The organism is Opitutaceae bacterium TAV5, assembly GCA_000242935.3.
Lineage (GTDB): Bacteria > Verrucomicrobiota > Verrucomicrobiia > Opitutales > Opitutaceae > Geminisphaera.
Genome location: CP007053.1, coordinates 1,011,576 through 1,028,595, shown reverse-complemented (window position 1 = coordinate 1,028,595; position 17,020 = coordinate 1,011,576). Strand labels below are relative to the sequence as shown.

Annotated in this window: 13 protein-coding genes and 2 tRNA genes; 14 read left to right on the top strand and 1 reads right to left on the bottom strand. The window is 63.0% G+C overall.

Annotated elements, in window-relative coordinates; genetic code table 11:
* Positions 1 to 113 precede the first annotated feature (113 nt).
* A complete protein-coding gene (locus tag OPIT5_04955) occupies positions 114 to 1,376 on the top strand; it encodes a rhamnose isomerase (protein ID AHF89673.1) in 1,263 nt (420 codons plus the stop codon).
* Positions 1,377 to 1,646: 270 nt separating this feature from the next.
* Here the strand turns inward: OPIT5_04955 and OPIT5_04950 are convergent, their stop codons facing one another.
* The gene (locus OPIT5_04950; GenBank protein ID AHF89672.1) at positions 1,647 to 3,329 is read right to left on the bottom strand and encodes a hypothetical protein; all 1,683 of its coding nucleotides are present in this window, start codon (positions 3,327 to 3,329) and stop codon (positions 1,647 to 1,649) included.
* A 112-nt stretch (positions 3,330 to 3,441) separates the two neighbouring features.
* On the opposite strand from OPIT5_04950, the gene OPIT5_04945 reads away from it, so the two are divergent.
* From OPIT5_04945 to OPIT5_04885, 13 genes are all read left to right on the top strand, one after another.
* Entirely contained in the window at positions 3,442 to 3,654 is a 213-nt protein-coding gene (locus OPIT5_04945) for a hypothetical protein (GenBank protein ID AHF94092.1), read from the top strand.
* A gap of 13 nt (positions 3,655 to 3,667) precedes the next feature.
* A tRNA-Thr gene (locus tag OPIT5_04940) sits at positions 3,668 to 3,743 on the top strand.
* An 83-nt stretch (positions 3,744 to 3,826) separates the two neighbouring features.
* Positions 3,827 to 5,017 (top strand): elongation factor Tu, encoded by a 1,191-nt coding sequence (tuf, locus tag OPIT5_04935; GenBank protein ID AHF89671.1) that lies wholly within the window; start codon positions 3,827 to 3,829, stop codon positions 5,015 to 5,017.
* A 95-nt stretch (positions 5,018 to 5,112) separates the two neighbouring features.
* A tRNA-Trp gene (locus OPIT5_04930) sits at positions 5,113 to 5,188 on the top strand.
* 21 nt (positions 5,189 to 5,209) lie between these two features.
* On the top strand, positions 5,210 to 5,413 hold the full coding sequence (locus OPIT5_04925) for a preprotein translocase subunit SecE (GenBank protein ID AHF89670.1): 204 nt from the start codon (positions 5,210 to 5,212) through the stop codon (positions 5,411 to 5,413).
* Between the two features lie 23 nt (positions 5,414 to 5,436).
* A complete protein-coding gene (locus tag OPIT5_04920) occupies positions 5,437 to 6,015 on the top strand; it encodes a transcription antitermination protein NusG (protein ID AHF89669.1) in 579 nt (192 codons plus the stop codon).
* Positions 6,016 to 6,196: 181 nt separating this feature from the next.
* Positions 6,197 to 6,622: a 50S ribosomal protein L11 gene (locus OPIT5_04915; protein ID AHF89668.1), complete on the top strand. Its 426-nt coding sequence runs from the start codon at positions 6,197 to 6,199 to the stop codon at positions 6,620 to 6,622.
* Positions 6,623 to 6,771: 149 nt separating this feature from the next.
* Positions 6,772 to 7,470: a 50S ribosomal protein L1 gene (locus OPIT5_04910; GenBank protein ID AHF89667.1), complete on the top strand. Its 699-nt coding sequence runs from the start codon at positions 6,772 to 6,774 to the stop codon at positions 7,468 to 7,470.
* Positions 7,471 to 7,483: 13 nt separating this feature from the next.
* Positions 7,484 to 8,002 carry a 50S ribosomal protein L10 gene (locus OPIT5_04905; GenBank protein AHF89666.1) on the top strand — a complete coding sequence of 173 codons (519 nt, stop codon included), beginning with the start codon at positions 7,484 to 7,486 and terminating at the stop codon, positions 8,000 to 8,002.
* A gap of 176 nt (positions 8,003 to 8,178) precedes the next feature.
* Positions 8,179 to 8,553 carry a 50S ribosomal protein L7 gene (locus tag OPIT5_04900; protein AHF89665.1) on the top strand — a complete coding sequence of 125 codons (375 nt, stop codon included), beginning with the start codon at positions 8,179 to 8,181 and terminating at the stop codon, positions 8,551 to 8,553.
* Positions 8,554 to 8,617: 64 nt separating this feature from the next.
* Positions 8,618 to 8,749 (top strand): hypothetical protein, encoded by a 132-nt coding sequence (locus tag OPIT5_04895; protein AHF94091.1) that lies wholly within the window; start codon positions 8,618 to 8,620, stop codon positions 8,747 to 8,749.
* A 111-nt stretch (positions 8,750 to 8,860) separates the two neighbouring features.
* Positions 8,861 to 12,664: a DNA-directed RNA polymerase subunit beta gene (locus OPIT5_04890; GenBank protein AHF89664.1), complete on the top strand. Its 3,804-nt coding sequence runs from the start codon at positions 8,861 to 8,863 to the stop codon at positions 12,662 to 12,664.
* Positions 12,665 to 12,789: 125 nt separating this feature from the next.
* Positions 12,790 to 16,977 (top strand): DNA-directed RNA polymerase subunit beta', encoded by a 4,188-nt coding sequence (locus tag OPIT5_04885; GenBank protein AHF89663.1) that lies wholly within the window; start codon positions 12,790 to 12,792, stop codon positions 16,975 to 16,977.
* Positions 16,978 to 17,020: the final 43 nt, after the last annotated feature.

The following is a 17,020-nucleotide window of genomic DNA, read 5'->3' as shown; positions in this document are numbered from 1 at the left end:
TTGCGGGGGGTGCTCATGTGAGGCTCACTTTGTATATGCCGAGGCTCATCGCCAGGATTCCCGGACGGGAGCAGATATGATAGGCTGGGCGCTCAAACCTTGTATTATTACCCATGTCTGCACACACCTCCTCATACGCTCTCGCCCGTCAACGTTATGCCGATCTCGGTATCGATACGGAAGCCATGCTGGCCCGCGCCGCGGCCACGCCGGTTTCCTTGCACTGCTGGCAAGGCGATGATGTCGGCGGCTTCGAAAGCTCGGCCGGCCTGACCGGCGGCGGCATCCAGGCCACCGGCAACTATCCCGGCAAGGCCCGGTCGATCGCGGAACTCCGCGCCGATCTCGGGCAGGCCATGCGGCTGATCCCCGGCAGCAAGCGGCTCAACCTGCACGCCCTCTACGCCGACTTCGGCGCCGCTCCCCGGGTGGAGCGCAGCGAACTCGGCGTGGCGCATTTCCAGTCGTGGATCGACTGGTGCCGCGAGCAGAAGATCGGCTTCGACTTCAACCCGTCGTATTTCTCGCATCCGCTTTCCAATGACGGCTTCACGCTCAGCAGCGCGGACAAGGCGGTGCGCGAGTTCTGGATCGCGCACGGCATCGCCTGCCGCCGCATCGCCGCCGAAGCCGGGCGCCAGCTCGGGTCGCGGGTGGTGACCAACTTCTGGATGCCCGACGGTTACAAGGACACGCCCTTCGACCGCCGCGCGCCGCGCGAGCGCATGGCGGAATCGCTCGACGCCATCTTTGCCGAAAAGATCGACGAGGCGCACAACGTGGATGCCGTCGAATGCAAGCTTTTCGGCATCGGCAGCGAGAGCTACGTGGTGGGCTCGCACGAGTTTTTCCTCGGCTACGCGACCACGCGGCAGAAGTGGCTGTGCCTCGACGCCGGCCATTTTCATCCGACCGAATCGGTGGCCGACAAGATTTCGTCGGTGCTGCGTTACGTGCCCGGCCTGCTCCTGCACGTGAGCCGCGGGGTGCGCTGGGACAGCGACCACGTGGTCACGTTCGACGATCCCACGCGGGCGATGCTCGAGGAAGTGGTGCGCGGGGATTTTCTGCCGCGCACGGCGGTCGGGCTGGATTTCTTCGACGCGAGCATCAACCGCATCGCCGCCTGGGTGATCGGCACGCGCTCTGCGCAGAAGGCCTTGCTGGCGGCGTTGCTCGAACCCGCGGCGCAGCTTCGCGAAGCGGAAAACGCGGGCGACTACACCGCGCGCCTCGCCTGGCTCGAGGAGGCGAAGACGCTGCCGTTTGCCGAGGTGTGGGACGAGTTCTGCCGGCGCGCCGGCGTGCCGGTTGGCCCCGCCTGGCTGGCGGAGGTCAAGGCGTACGAGAAGGACGTGCTCGCGAAGCGCACGTGAGCCGGGAAAGGAGCGACAGCATGGCAAGCTGTCGGCCTTCGGCCCTCGGTACCTGCCGCTGCGACGAGGCGCCTCGCGCCTCGCCCCGCATGCGGCACAGGGATCGCGGTCGTGGCGGCCACCACACCAGGGCGTCGATAGGTCGACGCAATCCGGATGCCCGGCCGGCCAATGCAGCGGCAGGAATGCCGCCGCTCCCATAAAAAACCGCGCCCTCCGGAACCAATCCGGAGGGCGCGGTTTTTTCGTTCGTGCGTAAGTCTTGCCGGATTACGGGGCGACCGGCGCCATGCGGCTGTACTCGGCTTCCATGACGGCGTTGAGCTGCTCGCCGCCGCTGCGGCCGGCGTTGAAGGCGGCGATTTCCTTTTGCAGTTCGGCGTAGCGGGGGCTCGATGCGGCGGCTTCGGGCAGCACTTTTCCGGCGACATGGACGAGGATGCCTTTCTGTTCTGCCGACATCGTCATTTCGCTGACCTGGCCCTTGTCGAGCGACGCGAGCGGCTGGAGGGCGGCTCCGGGAATGCCCTGCGGGGGCGAGACACGGGTGAAGTCTTTCCAGGTATCGACCTTGGCGGTGAGGTGCGCCGCCTGGGCTGCGGCGGTGACGGCATCGGTGAAGCTCTTGCCGCTCTTGAGGCCGGCCTCGATGGCGGCGCGCACCGTGACGCCCGCAGCGTTGAAGAGGCGGCGTTTTTCGGTGGCCTGCCAGTCGGCGGTCACGCGCTCGCGGACTTCGGCGAAGGCGGGCTGGCGGGAGGGAATGTTTTCCTGCCACACGAGGACGGCGGCTCCGCCCGGCGTGGTAATGGCATCCGAATACGGCTGGTCGGCGGAAAGTTTGCGGGCCTCGTCCATCACGGACGGCGAACCTCCGAGCTCGGCGGGGATCGTCTGCTCGTCGAGCGGCGGGACGGTTTTGACCGTGAGTTTGTTGCTCTCGATAAAGGCGGGGAGCGCATCGAGCCTGACCTTGCCGAAGAGGGCGAGGCTGACATCCGAGGCGGCCTTGGCGGCGAGGGTGCGGGCCTTTTGCTGGCGGAGGGCCTCGATGACCTGGGGCTTGACGGCGGCAAAATCGGCTTCGGCATCGGCGGTCTCCGGCGTTTGCGGCTGGAGAAGGGCAGGGGCCTTGGTTTCGGGTTTCGGGAAACGCCAGGCGTTGGCGTGGTAATAGTCGCGGGCCTCGTCGTCGGTGACCGTGACTTGCGGGAGCCAGGCCGCGGCCGGGAAATCGAGGTAGCGCACGGAAACTTTCGCAGGGATTTCGTAGCGGAGCGCGTTGTCGTCGAAATATTTCTTGATGACGGCTTCGTCGACCTTGATGGCGGGATTGAAGCTGGCGTAGTCGAGCGAGGCGACGTCGAGGGTCCAGCGCGTGTCGGCCTGGCGGAGTTGCTCGATCACATCGGCGGGAAGCGTGTAGCCGGGGCCGGCGAGGAGCTTCTGGACCTTGTCCACGCGGATGTCGTCGATGATGACGCGGTCGACATCTGCCTCGGAGATGCGGGGATTGGTGCGCAACTGGTCGCGAAAGTCGGTATAACGCTTGTTGTCGAACAGGCCCTGGGCGTTGCGGAAAAAGGCGAGGCCGCGAATGTGGTCGACGATTTCCTTTTCGGTCGGCGGCGGCAGCTTGATCGAATCGGCGAGCGCGATCGCCGTGTAGCGGCCGAGCGCGAAGGGCTGCAACTGCTCGTCCTGAATCGGGATCTCGCCGTAATTCAGGGTGATGCTGAGCCTGGCATCACTGAAGACGGTGGCGCCTTCCCGGGAGTTGAGATTCACCCCGAAAAATTCGCGCCGGACGGCTTTCGGATTGCCGTGCCCGCCGCCAAACAGGCTGGAGGTCGCGCCTGTGACGAAGACGAAGCCGATGATGACGACAACGAGCAGCAGAAGGAACAGCCACTTGAAGTGTTTCTGAAATGTGTTCTGGATCCAGGAGATCATAGGTGGGCAAAAGGTCGGAGAGTAGGTCGGTCATGCCTGCTGTCAATCGCCGGCATGCCCTTCTTTCCTCGCAGATCGGTGGTCGCCGGCAATCTGGCCATGATTCCGTGGCATGTATGTGTTTCAATCATTCCGGAGCAGGTATCCGGAAACGGACCGCAGAACCGGCTCGCTATCGCGCGAAAAGGGCTTCATTTTCACCGGTTCCGGTTCTGTTTCCGGCACTGCTTCATGGACTGAAAAAATATCCTCATTTCTCTCAACATTTCAGTTGACGAGCCCCGGGCCGAAACTCACGGTCTGCGCTCTTTTTCTCGTTTTTTGACCCTTCCCGGTTCGCCCAGATAGCTCAGTTGGTAGAGCACACCCTTGGTAAGGGTGAGGTCGTCAGTTCGAATCTGATTCTGGGCTCCAGGTCAACGTCGCCATCGACTTCGGCGACGCTAAACCCCGAGGTCATTTCTACATCTCATACCAAACCGTCTCCTCTCACTAATATGGCTAAAGGCACATTCGAGCGCACCAAACCGCACGTCAACGTTGGCACCATCGGCCACGTCGACCACGGCAAAACCACCACGACGACCGCGATCCTCAAGGTCCAGGCCGACAAGGGCTTGGCCGAGTTCAAGTCCTATGCGGATATCGCCAAGGGCGGCACTGTCCGTGACGCTTCCAAGATCGTCACGATCTCCGTCGCTCACGTGGAGTACGAGACGGCCAACCGTCACTACGCCCACGTCGACTGCCCGGGCCACGCCGACTTCGTCAAGAACATGATCACCGGTGCCGCCCAGATGGACGGAGCGATCCTTGTCGTTTCCGCCGCTGACGGCCCGATGCCGCAGACCCGCGAGCACATCCTCCTCGCCCGCCAGGTCGGCGTGCCGAAGATCGTGGTCTGGCTCAACAAGGTCGACCTCATCGACGACCCCGAGCTCCTCGACCTCGTCGAGATGGAAATCCGCGAGCTCCTCTCCAAGTACCAGTTCGACGGTGACAACGCCAAGATCGTCCGTGGCTCCGCCACCGCCGCTCTTGACGGCAAGCCCGAGGGTGTCGCCGCCATCGGCGAACTCATGGACGCCATCGACTCCGAGATTCCCGAGCCCGCCCGCGAGACCGACAAGCCCTTCCTCATGTCCGTCGAGGACGTCTTCTCGATCACCGGCCGCGGCACCGTCGCCACCGGTCGTATCGAGCGCGGCATCATCAAGGTCAACGACACCGTCGAGATCGTCGGTCTCCGCGACACCGCCACCACCGTCGTCACCGGCGTCGAGATGTTCCGCAAGCTCCTCGAGAGCGGCCAGGCCGGCGACAACGTCGGTCTCCTCCTCCGCGGCGTGGACAAGGAAGGCATCGAGCGCGGCCAGGTGCTCGCGGCTCCCAAGTCCATCACCCCGCACAAGAAGGCCAAGGCCGAGATCTACGTCCTCACCAAGGAAGAGGGCGGCCGCCACACTCCGTTCTTCAACGGTTATCGTCCCCAGTTCTACTTCCGCACGACGGACGTGACGGGCGTCGTCAACCTCCCGAAGGGCGTCGAGATGGTCATGCCCGGCGACAACATTGCCGTCGAGATCGACCTCATCAACCCGATCGCCATGGAGAAGACCCAGCGCTTCGCCATCCGCGAGGGCGGTCGCACCATCGGCGCCGGTCGTATCACCGAGATCATCGAGTAAGTCAGGTATCCGTTTCAACGACCGCCGAGGTCCCCGGTTTCGGGGCCTCGGCTGCGTCGTCTAAAGTTTTCGTCAGGCAGTTTTCAGTTTTTTACAGGCGTGTAGCTCAATTGGTAGAGTAGCGGTCTCCAAAACCGTTGGTTGGGGGTTCGATTCCCTCCGCGCCTGCCACTTCCGTCAGAGTTGTCATCAATGAAAAACCCGTTCCGCAGCATCCGCATCTTCTTCGGCGAGATGGTCACCGAGCTTCGCAAAGCCAACTGGCCCACCTTTCCCGAGCTTTGCAGTTCCACCGTCGTCGTGATTGTGGCCGCGGTCATCCTCGGGCTTTTCACCAGCATCTGCGACTTTTCGCTCTTTGAGGTCGTCAGCCTGTTCACCAAGTGGGTGAGCTGACGCTGCCCCCCTCCCACCACCTCATGTCCACCGAAACCCAAGTGCCCGCCGGCGCCCAATGGTTCGCGCTTCACACCCTCTCCGGCCAGGAGAACAAGGTGAAGCTCTACATCGAAAAGTTCATCGCCCCCGAAGAACTCAGCGATTACATTTTCGAGGTGCTGCTGCCCACCGAAGTCGTCTCGGAGGTCAAGAACGGCAAGAAGAGCACCAAGACGCGCAAACTCTATCCTGGTTATGTTTTTGTCCACGCGAAGCTTTTCGACGAGGAGCAGAAACTCATCAACAAGCCGTGGTACTTCATGAAGGAGACCGCCGGCGTGATCGGTTTTGTCGGCGGCGACAAGCCCGCCGCCCTCCGCCAGAGCGAGGTCGATGAAATCCGCGCCCGCATCGAGGCCGCCAGCGGCAAGGAAGTGCCCAAGGTCACCTACGAGATCGGCGAGGAACTCAAGATCATCGACGGCGCTTTCGCCAACCTCACGGGCCGCATCGACGAGATCGATCCCGAGCGCGGCAAGCTCAAGATTTCCGTTTCCATTTTCGGCCGGTTCACGCCGGTCGAGCTCGAATACTGGCAGGTGCAGCGCATGACCGAATAAGCGCCGGGCCCGTTACAACCCGACACGATTCCTTCCGATTTCATCCATCCAGCATCGCGCAGCATCCATCCGGTTTTCGGTTTTTGATTCAGGATTTTCGGCCCGGGTCCGCCTCTTCAGCCACGACGAAATTCCACACGTTTCAAAAAACTAAAATCCAAAATCAAAAATCACACCTCTCATGGCCAAGAAGATTCAAGGTTACATTCGCCTCCAGCTCCCTGCCGGCGCGGCTAATCCCGCTCCTCCGGTCGGTCCCGCCCTCGGTGCGCAAGGCGTCAACATCATGGCGTTCTGCAAGGAGTTCAACGCCAAGACCAAGGACCAGAACGGCATGATCCTGCCGGTCGTCATCACGGTCTACTCCGACAAGAGCTTCACTTTCATCCTCAAGTCGCCGCCCGCCGCCGTGCTCCTCAAGAAGGCTGCCAACATCGCTTCCGGCTCCGCCAAGCCCAACATGGACAAGGTCGGCAAGGTCACGAAGAAGCAGCTCGCCGAGATCTACAAGCTCAAGGCCAAGGACATGAACGCCAACGACGAGGAGGCCGGCATCCGCATCATCGCCGGCACCGCTCGCAACATGGGCCTCGAAGTCGTCGACTGAGCCGCAAATCCGCTCGCGCACCGGCTTCCGCTCCGTCGCCTGCCGGTTGCCGTTTCCTCTTCCTTCCGTCTTTTTCTGTCAGTCCAACCACAACTCAACGCGGGAGTTTTCCGCCAGCCGGAAAACGTTCGCACCGCAAGGAGTCATCAATGCCCGCCAAACAAAGCAAACGCTACCGCAGCGCTGTCCAGGTCGCCGACCTGAACAAAGAGTACAGCCTGGCGGAGGCCGCCGAGGTCCTCGCCAGATTCCCGAAAACGAAGTTCGACGAGACCGTCGAGCTCTCCATCCGCCTCGGCGTCAACCCGACGCAGGGCGACCAGATGGTCCGCGGCACCACGCCGCTGCCCAACGGTTCCGGCAAGAAGGTCCGCGTCATCGTCTTCACCGACAATCCCGAGGCCGCCCTCGCCGCCGGCGCCGATGAAGCCGGCCTCGCCGAGCTCATGAAAAAGATCACCGAAGGCTGGCTCGACTTCGACGTCGCCATCGCGACCACCGAAGCCATGAAGCAGGTCCGCACCCTCGCCCGCGTCCTCGGTCCCAAGGGCCTCATGCCCAACCCGAAGGCCGGCACCGTCACCGACGACATCGCCGCCGGCGTCAAGGCCGTCAAGGCCGGCCGCGTCGAGTTCAAGATGGACAAGGCCGCCAACATCGGCGTCGGCGTGGCCAAGCGCTCCTTCACCACCGCCCAGATCGTCGAAAACGCCCAGGCCGTCATCGAGGCCATCGGCAAGGCCAAGCCCGCCGGATTCAAGGGAACCGGTTACATCAAGAGCGTGACCATCTCCTCCTCCATGAGCCCGGGAGTCCGCCTCGCCGCCGCCGAATACAGCAAATTCTAAAAGGATCGACCCAATGAGAGCCGAAAAAAAATACGTCATCGCCGAGGTCGAAACCCACCTCAAGAAGTCCGACTACGTCATTCTGGCCAATTTTAACCAGGTGACCGTCTCCGACGTGGCCGAACTCCGCGCCAGCCTCAAGGCCGAGAAGGCCGAGTTCCACGTCGTCAAGAACAGCTCCCTGCGCGTCGCCGCCAAGGCCCTCGGCCTGCCGGATGTCGACGAGGCCCTCACCGGCCCGACCGCCGTCGTCGTCGGCGGCGAGAACGTCGCCGGCGTCGCCAAGGTTTTGAAGAAGTTCTTCGAAACCAAGCAGAAGCTGGAGATCAAGATCGGCGTGATGGAGAAAAAACTCATCTCCGCCAAAGACCTCAACGCCATCGCGGACCTGCCTCCGTTCGATGCGCTGCGCGCCCAGTTCCTCAGCCTCCTCACGAGCAATGCGGCCTCTTTCGTCCGCCTGCTCGACGCGAAGGTCAAGAAGGACGGTGGCGATGCCGCTCCCGCCGCCGACGCGCCTGCCGCCGCCTGATTTGCCCGGGCCGCGTTTTGCCACTATACTACCAACTTCAATCCATTCACTTCCATCCACCTTTCCGCGCCGTTCGCGGCGCGGTCAGCCCAACATCCAACCGTCGGAAAGCTAGGAGATACGTCTCTTAAACGCGCGGCCTTCTTGCCGCCGCTAGCCGAAGACAGGAGATTACCATGAGCAACATCACCAAAGACCAAGTCATCGAGTGGCTGTCCGCCCAGCCTGTTCTCGAACTCGCCGCCCTCGTCAAGGACCTCGAAGCCAAGTGGGGCGTTTCCGCCGCCGCTGCCGTCGTCGCTGCCGCTCCCGCCGCCGCCGCCGCGCCTGCCGAGGAGAAGACCGAGTTCGACGTCATCCTCGCCGCTGCCGGCGCCAACAAGATCGGCGTCATCAAGGAAGTCCGCGCCATCACCGGCCTGGGCCTCAAGGAAGCCAAAGACCTCGTCGAAGGCGCTCCGAAGCCCGTCAAGGAAGGCGCTTCCAAGGCCGACGCCGAGGAAATCAAGAAGAAGCTCGAGGCCGCTGGCGCCAAAGTCGAACTCAAGTAACGCTCACGCGCACTTGGTCTTCCGCCACTCTCACTCTTCCAGTTCTCCCGGGACAGGCCGTGTTTTGCGCGGCCTGTCCTTTGCCTTTTCTTTTCACTGTTCTTTTCAGGTTAGTTTTTCCGCGCCACCGGCCCCTGCCGGCGACGCCGTTTCCATCACCGCGCGCCTCCCGCTCGCGGCAGCCGCCACGGCCTGACCCGTCCTCCACGCACCCGCGCCCGACGACACGCCGCCCGCCCGCCGCCAGCCCAAGCGCCCGCACCGTCTGTTTCGACCTTTTTCATTTTTCATCCAACCGGGAACACACATGGCCGACCGCAATCACTCCGAGCGTCTCAACTTCGGCAAGCTCCGCGAAGTCCTCCAGCCGCCCAACCTCATCGAGATCCAGATCACGTCCTACCTCGACTTCCTGCAAAAGGGCGTGCCCGACAAGCAACGCAAGCCCCAGGGGCTCGAGGCTGTGTTCCGCGAGGTCTTCCCGATCGAATCCTACGACGGCCGCCTCAACCTCGAATACGTCAGCTACACCCTCGGCGAGCCCAAGGCCTCCGAGATCGAGTGTATCCGCGAGGGCATTACCTACTCGGTCCCGCTCTACGTGAAGCTCCGCCTCCGCGAGGAAGACTTCATCAAGGACGAGGAAATCTACATGGGCGAAATCCCCATGGTCACCGAGCGCGGCTCCTTCATCATCAACGGCGCCGAGCGCGTCGTCGTCTCGCAGCTCCACCGCTCGCCCGGCCTCTGCTTCGAGAAGGACCGCCACACCAACGGCAAGGAGCTCTTCGCCTTCCGCATCATTCCCGATCGCGGCACCTGGCTCGAGGTGCAGTTCGACATCAACGACCTGCTCTACGTCTATCTCGACCGCCGTCGCCGTCGCCGCAAGTTTCTCATCACGACCCTCTTCCGGGCGCTCGGTTATTCCGACAACACGAAGATCCTCGAGCTGTTCTACAACGTTCAGGACATCAAGGTCGCCAAGCTCCTCGACATGGAGAACGTCTCCACGCTCGCCTTCGTCGAGGACGTCATCGACGCCCACCAGGGCGTGGTCCTGGCCCGCGCGCTCGAGCCGCTCACCAAGCAGATCGTCCGCTCCTTCGAGAAACACGACGTCACGTCCGTCCGCGTCATCGACACCGCTGTCGACGAAGGCGCCATCGTCCGCGCCCTCAAGAAGGACCCGACCCGCAACGAAGAGGAAGCGCTCAAGGAAATCTACAAGCGCCTCCGCCCCGGCGAGCCGCCCACCACGGCCAACGCCAAGGCCCTCCTCAAGCGTCTCTTCTTCGATCCCAAGCGCTACGACCTCGGCGCCGTCGGCCGCTACAAGATCAACCAGAAGCTCAATATCGATACGCCTCTCGAGGAGCGCATCATCAACAGCGAGGACGTCATCCTCTCGACCAAGTACCTCGTCCGCCTCCGCGGCGGCGAAGGCGTCGTGGACGACATCGATCACCTCGGCTCCCGCCGCGTCCGCACCGTCGGCGAACTCCTCGCCAACGAGTGCCGCAAGGGCCTCGCCCGCACCGAGCGCCTCGTCCGCGAGCGCATGACGATGTACGACCAGAGCGTCGATTCGATCACGCCCAACAAGCTGATCAACCCGAAGGCACTCACCACCGTCATCCGCGACTTCTTCGCCCGTTCGCAGCTGTCGCAGTTCATGGACCAGATCAACCCGCTCGCCGAGGTCACGCACAAGCGCCGCCTCTCCGCGCTCGGGCCTGGCGGTCTCAACCGCGAACGCGCCGGCTTCGAGGTCCGCGACGTCCACCCGTCGCACTACGGCCGTATCTGCCCGATCGAGACGCCCGAAGGTCCCAACATCGGTCTGATCAACTCGCTCTCGACCTACGCCCGCGTCAACCAGTTCGGCTTCATCGAGACGCCGTACCGGATCGTCAAGGACGGCCGCGTCACCGACAAGATCGAGTACCTCACCGCCAACCAGGAAGAAGCCAAGATCATCGCCCAGGCCAACGCCGAGATCGACGACAAGGGCCACTTCGTCGGCAAGGTCACCGTCCGCCAGGACGGCGAATTCCTCGAAGTCTCCGCCGAGGAAGTCCACTACATGGACGTCTCGCCCAAGCAGGTCATCTCGATCGCCGCCGGCATGATTCCCTTCCTCGAGCACGACGACGCCAACCGCGCGCTCATGGGCGCCAACATGCAACGCCAGGGCGTGCCGCTCCTGCGCACGCAGGCCCCCTACGTCGGCACCGGCATCGAGGAGCGCGTCGCCCGCGACTCCAAGATCGTGCAGGTCGCCGAGGAGGCTGGCGTCGTGGCGCTCGTCGATGCCCGGCGCATCGTCACCACGCCCGACGGCGAACTCCCGAAAAACTTCGACCGCAACCCGAAGTCCGACCCGAAAAACGGCGTCCGCGTGTACGAGCTCCGCAAATACATGCGCTCCAACGCGAGCACCTGCTTCAACCAGAAGCCCATCGTCAAAAAGGGCCAGAAGATCAGGATCGGCGACATTATCGCCGACGGTCCCTCGACCGACAGCGGCGAGATGGCCCTCGGCCGCAACGTCCTCGTCGGCTTCATGCCGTGGAACGGCTACAACTTCGAAGACGCCATCCTCATCTCCGAAAAGGTGCTGAAAGAGGACATCTTCACCTCGATCCACATCCACGAGTTCGAGGTCACCGCGCGTGACACCAAGCTCGGGCCCGAGGAAATCACCCGCGACATTCCGAACGTCGGTGAAGAGGCGCTGAAAAACCTCGATCACAATGGCGTCATCCGCGTCGGCGCCGAGGTCAAGCCCGGCGACATCCTCGTCGGCAAGATCACGCCCAAGTCCGAAACCGAACTCGCTCCGGAAGAAAAACTCCTCCGCGCCATCTTCGGTGAAAAGGCCGCCGACGTGAAGGACACCTCGCTCATCGTCCCCTCGGGCGAGAGCGGCATCGTCATGGATGTGAAGGTGTCTTCCCGCATCGACAACCAGCAGGAAAAACTCTCGCCCTCCGATCGCCGTCGCCAGACCAAGCAGATCCAGGAAGAGTACAAGACGCAGATGGACAAACTCCGTGAGACCCTCACCGAGTCCCTCTCCAACATCCTCCTCGGCGAGAAGATCCCGCTCGATGTCGTCAACGGCGCCACCGGCGAAATCATCATTCCGGCCAACCGCAAGATCACCAAGACCCTCCTGCGCAAGCTCGCCGCCGTCTCCAAGCACGTCGAGATCGACCCGTCTCCGGTCCGTATCAAGATCATGGAGATCATCGGCTCGTTCCAGTCGAAGTTCGACGAACTCGAGACCGACCGCGAGCGCAAGATCTCCAGCGTCGAGTCCGGCGAAGACAACGGCAACGGCGCGATCAAGCAGGTGAAGGTTTACATCGCCACGAAACAGAAGCTCGAAGTCGGCGACAAGATGGCCGGCCGCCACGGCAACAAGGGCGTCGTCGCCAAGATCGTGCCCGAGGCCGACATGCCCTTCCTCCCGGACGGCACGCCCATCGAGATCTGCCTCAACCCGCTCGGCGTTCCTTCCCGCATGAACGTCGGCCAGGTGCTCGAGACGCACCTCGGCTGGGCCTGTTCCAAACTCGGCATCAAGGTCGCCACGCCCGTGTTCGACGGCATTCCGGAGAAAAAAATCCGCGAATACCTCAAGGAGGCCGGCCTTCCGGTTTCCGGCAAGAGCGTGCTCTACGACGGACGCACCGGCGAGAAGATCGATCAGGAGGTGGTGGTCGGCTACATCTACATGATGAAGCTCAACCATCTTGTCTCGCACAAGATCCACGCCCGCGCCGTCGGTCCCTACTCGCTCGTCACGCAGCAGCCGCTCGGCGGCAAGGCCCAGTACGGCGGCCAGCGTTTCGGCGAAATGGAAGTGTGGGCGCTCGAAGCCTACGGCGCCGCGCACACGCTGCAGGAGCTCCTCACCGTCAAGTCCGACGACGTGCAAGGCCGCACCAAGATCTACGAATCGCTGGTCAAGGGCGACAACACCCTCAGCGCCGGCACGCCCGAGTCGTTCAATGTTCTCATCAAGGAAATCCAGTCCCTGGGTCTCGACATCAAGCTCAACAAACGCGACGCGCTCAGCGCGACGCTCGCCGCCAACGGCTAAAAACAATTAAGAATTAAGAATTAAAAATTAAAAATTACCGAGGGGCGTCCCCTCCATCCGGTAATCCCTGATTTCTGATCCTTAATTCTTAATTATTAATTCATAATTCTTAATTTAGAAACCACATGAGCATCCAACCCAACGAAACTGCCGGCGGCATCGCCCGCGAGGAAGCCCGCTCCGCCATGGGCTCCGAGGAGAACCCGTTTGACTGCGTTTCGATCACCGTCGCCTCTCCCGAGACGATCCGCGCCTGGTCGCGCGGCGAGGTGAAAAACCCCGAGACGATCAACTACCGCACCTTCAAGCCCGAGCCGGGAGGCCTCTTCTGCCAGAAGATTTTCGGCCCCGTGCGCGACTACGAGTGCGCCTGCGGAAAGTACAAGCGCATCAAGTACAAGGACGTCGTCTGCGACCGTTGCGGCGTCGAGGTCACCATCGCCCGCGTCCGCCGCGAACGCATGGGCCACATCGAGCTCGCCGTTCCCGTTTCCCACATCTGGTTCCTCAAGTCGATGCCCAGCCGCCTCGGCCTGCTCCTCGACATGACGGCCCGCTCCCTCGAGCGCGTCATCTACTACGAGAACTACATGGTCACCGATCCGGGCAAGACTCCGCTCGAGCCCAAGCAGCTCCTCACCGACACCGAGTACCGCCAGGCCCTCGACGAATACGGTGACGACTCCTTCGTCGCCAAGATGGGTGCCGAAGCCGTCCGCGAGTGCCTCGTCGGCATGGACATGGAAGCCACCGTCCTGGAACTCCAGGAGCAGATGCGCGCCACCAAGTCCAAGCAGATCAAGAAAAAGCTCTCCAAGCGCCTCAAGGTCATCCAGGGCTTCATCCAGTCGCAGTCCCGTCCCGAGTGGATGGTGCTCGAAGTGCTCCCCGTCATCCCGCCGGACCTGCGCCCGCTCGTCCCGCTCGAAGGCGGCCGCTTCGCCACCTCCGACCTCAACGACCTCTACCGCCGCGTCATCAACCGCAACAACCGCCTGCGGAACCTGATGCAGCTCAAGACGCCCGACGTTATCATCCATAACGAAAAGCGCATGCTCCAGGAGGCCGTCGACGCCCTCTTCGACAACGGTCGCCACGGCCGCCCTGTCACCGGCGCCGGCAACCGCCCGCTCAAGTCGCTCTCCGACATGCTCAAGGGCAAGCAGGGCCGCTTCCGGCAAAACCTTCTCGGCAAGCGCGTCGATTACTCCGGCCGCTCCGTCATCGTCATCGGCCCCGAGCTCAAGCTCAGCCAGTGCGGACTCCCGAAGAAGATGGCGCTCGTTCTCTTCGAGCCCTTCATCATCCGCCGCCTCAAGGAACTCGGCTTCGTGCACACCGTCCGCGGCGCGCGCAAGATGATCGAAAAAAAATCCCCCGAAGTGTGGGACATCCTCGAGGAAGTCACCAAGGGCCACCCGGTGCTGCTCAACCGCGCGCCGACGCTCCACCGCCTCTCGATCCAGGCCTTCGAGCCCGTCCTGATCGAAGGCGAGGCCATCCGCGTCCACCCGCTCGTCTGCACGGCCTACAACGCCGACTTCGACGGCGACCAGATGGCCGTCCACGTGCCCCTCTCGCTCGAGGCGGTCATGGAGTGCAAGATGCTGATGATGGCGACGAACAACATCTTCTCGCCCTCCTCCGGCAAGCCCATCCTCACGCCCTCGCAGGACATCGTTCTCGGCGCGTACTACCTGACGATCGAGCCTCGCAAGAAGCCCGCTGCCGGCGTTCACGTCCCGCTCCTCTCCGGCCTCCGCGAAGTCCTCTTCGCCAAGGCCGACGGCGCCCTCAAGGTGCACGACTGGGTGGACGTTCCCAACCCGGATCACGGACGCGAAACCGTGTACGGCAACAGCGAGAAAAAAGTCCTCCGCACCACCGTCGGCCGCGTGATCTTCAACCAGATCTGGCCCTCCTCGGTCGGTTTCGTGAACTTCCCTGTTCCCAAGGGCAAGCTCGGCGATCTCATCCTCAACACCTACAAGAGCGCCGGTCACTACGCCACCGTCGAGACGCTCGACAAGCTCAAGGAGCTCGGTTTCCAGACCGCGTTCCAGGCCGGCATCTCGATCGGAACGGGTGACATGATCATCCCCGAGGAAAAGAAGGACATCGTCGCCGACACGCGCAAGAAGATCGCCGAGGTCGAGGCCCAGTTCAACAAGGGCATCATCACCGAAGGCGAGCGGAAGAACAAGGTCATCGACTTGTGGACCAGCTCCACCGACCGCATCGCCAAGGCCGTGTTCGCCAAGCTCGAGAACAACGACGGCCGCGACGAACAGAATCCGGTTTACATCATGATGGATTCCGGCGCCCGCGGTAACAAGCAGCAGGTCCGCCAGCTCTGCGGCACCCGCGGACTCATGGCCAAGCCCTCCGGCGAAATCATCGAGCGTCCCATCCTCTCGTCCTTCCGCGAAGGTCTCACCGTTCTCGAATACTTCATCTCCACGCACGGCGCCCGTAAGGGTCTGGCGGATACGGCCCTCAAGACGGCCGACGCCGGCTACCTCACGCGCAAGCTTTGCGACGTGGCCATGGATGTGGTCATCGCCGAGGAAGACACCGGCAGCCGCGACGGCATCTGGAAGAAGGCGATCTACGAGGGTGACGACGAAATCGTCGGCCTCGCCGAGCGCATCATCGGCCGCTGCTCGTCCGACGACGTCTACAACCCGCTCAACCCCACCGAGCTCCTCATCGGAGCCGGCGGCCTCATCACCGAGGAAATTGCGGCGAAGATCGTCGATGCCGGCATCGAGCGCGTGAAGATCATGTCGCCGCTGACCTCGATCAGCAAACACGGCATCGACGCCAAGAGCTACGGCATCAACCCGGCGACCAACTTTGTGGCCAAGCAGGGCGACTCCGTCGGCATCATCGCCGCGCAGTCGATCGGCGAACCCGGCACGCAGCTCACCATGCGTACCTTCCACATCGGCGGCGTCGCCTCCGGCGGTTTCAAGACCCCCGAGATTCGCGTCCGCTCGAGCGGCACCGTGAAGTACCGCGGCCTCCGCCTCGTGCACACCGCCGAAGGCGCCAGCATCGTCCTCAACAAGACCGGCACGATCAGCGTGATCGGCGACGACGGCGACGAGCAGGAAGTGCACAACATCGTGGTCGGTTCCTTCCTCCACGTGGCCGACGGCGCGAAGATCAACAAGGGCGACGTCCTCTCGCAATGGGACCCGTACAACATTCCGGTTCTCTCCGAAAAGGGCGGCACGCTCGCCTTCAAGGACATGATCCGCGGCGTCACCGTGAAGAACGAACTCGACGAAGCCTCCGGCCGCATTGCGACTGTGGTCATCGAGCACAAGGAAGACCTCAACCCGCAGGTCGAAATCCGTGACGAAGCCGGCAAGCCGCTGGCCGCCTACTCGATTCCCGTCGGCGCGCAGATCGTGGTCAACGAGGGCGACATCATCGCCCCCGGCGCCCTCCTCGCGAAGACGCCCCGCCAGGCCTCCAAGACCAAGGACATCACCGGTGGTCTCCCCCGCGTCGCCGAGCTTTTCGAAGCCCGTCGCCCGAAGGACGCCGCCGAGATGGCCCGCATCGAAGGCATCGTGTCGTTCGAAGGCACGCTGCGCGGCAAGCGCAAGCTCGTCGTCCGCAACGAGGAAACCGCGCAGGAAGAGGAGCACCTCATCCCCGCCGGCAAGCACATCATCGTGCAGCCCGGCGACGTGGTCCACAAGGGCCAGCACCTCACCGAAGGCGCCGCCGATCCGCACGAAATCCTCGAGATTCTCGGCCCGTCCGCGCTCTACGAGTTCCTCATCGGCCAGGTGCAGGAGGTTTACCGCCTGCAGGGTGTGACGATCAACGACAAGCACATCGAGATCATCATCCGCCAGATGCTGCGCAAGGTCCGGATCACCGATCCGGGCGACAGCGAATACTTCTGGGGCGAGCAGGTCGATCGCGCCTCCTTCCTTGCGGACAACCGCCGCATCGAGGAAGCCGGTGGCAAGCCGGCCGAGGCCGAGCCGATCCTCCTCGGCATCACCAAGGCCTCGCTCGAGACCGAGTCGTTCATCTCCGCGGCCTCCTTCCAGGAGACGACGCGCGTCCTCACCGACGCCTCGACGCTGGGCAAGATCGACCTCCTGAAGGGTTTCAAGGAAAACGTCATCATGGGTCACCTGATCCCCGCGGGCACGGGCCTCCCGGCCTACAAGCGCGTGAAGATCAGTCTGCCCTTCGGCGCCGACCTTCCCGAGCCCGAACCGGTGGCACCGGAGACCGCGTCGCCGATCCCGGCCGCCGCCGAGCCCGCCCCCGCGCAGGCCGGCTGAGGCAACAGGTATCCGCCCCTCAATTACAAAGCCGCAGTCGAAA

Bases quoted from the DNA above. Each gene is read 5' to 3' on its own strand.
- OPIT5_04955 (AHF89673.1), top strand. From the start codon at position 114: ATGTCTGCACACACCTCCTCATACGCTCTCGCCCGTCAACGTTATGCC.
- OPIT5_04950 (AHF89672.1), bottom strand. From the start codon at position 3,329: ATGATCTCCTGGATCCAGAACACATTTCAGAAACACTTCAAGTGGCTG.
- OPIT5_04945 (AHF94092.1), top strand. From the start codon at position 3,442: ATGTATGTGTTTCAATCATTCCGGAGCAGGTATCCGGAAACGGACCGC.
- tuf (AHF89671.1), top strand. From the start codon at position 3,827: ATGGCTAAAGGCACATTCGAGCGCACCAAACCGCACGTCAACGTTGGC.
- OPIT5_04925 (AHF89670.1), top strand. From the start codon at position 5,210: ATGAAAAACCCGTTCCGCAGCATCCGCATCTTCTTCGGCGAGATGGTC.
- OPIT5_04920 (AHF89669.1), top strand. From the start codon at position 5,437: ATGTCCACCGAAACCCAAGTGCCCGCCGGCGCCCAATGGTTCGCGCTT.
- OPIT5_04915 (AHF89668.1), top strand. From the start codon at position 6,197: ATGGCCAAGAAGATTCAAGGTTACATTCGCCTCCAGCTCCCTGCCGGC.
- OPIT5_04910 (AHF89667.1), top strand. From the start codon at position 6,772: ATGCCCGCCAAACAAAGCAAACGCTACCGCAGCGCTGTCCAGGTCGCC.
- OPIT5_04905 (AHF89666.1), top strand. From the start codon at position 7,484: ATGAGAGCCGAAAAAAAATACGTCATCGCCGAGGTCGAAACCCACCTC.
- OPIT5_04900 (AHF89665.1), top strand. From the start codon at position 8,179: ATGAGCAACATCACCAAAGACCAAGTCATCGAGTGGCTGTCCGCCCAG.
- OPIT5_04890 (AHF89664.1), top strand. From the start codon at position 8,861: ATGGCCGACCGCAATCACTCCGAGCGTCTCAACTTCGGCAAGCTCCGC.
- OPIT5_04885 (AHF89663.1), top strand. From the start codon at position 12,790: ATGAGCATCCAACCCAACGAAACTGCCGGCGGCATCGCCCGCGAGGAA.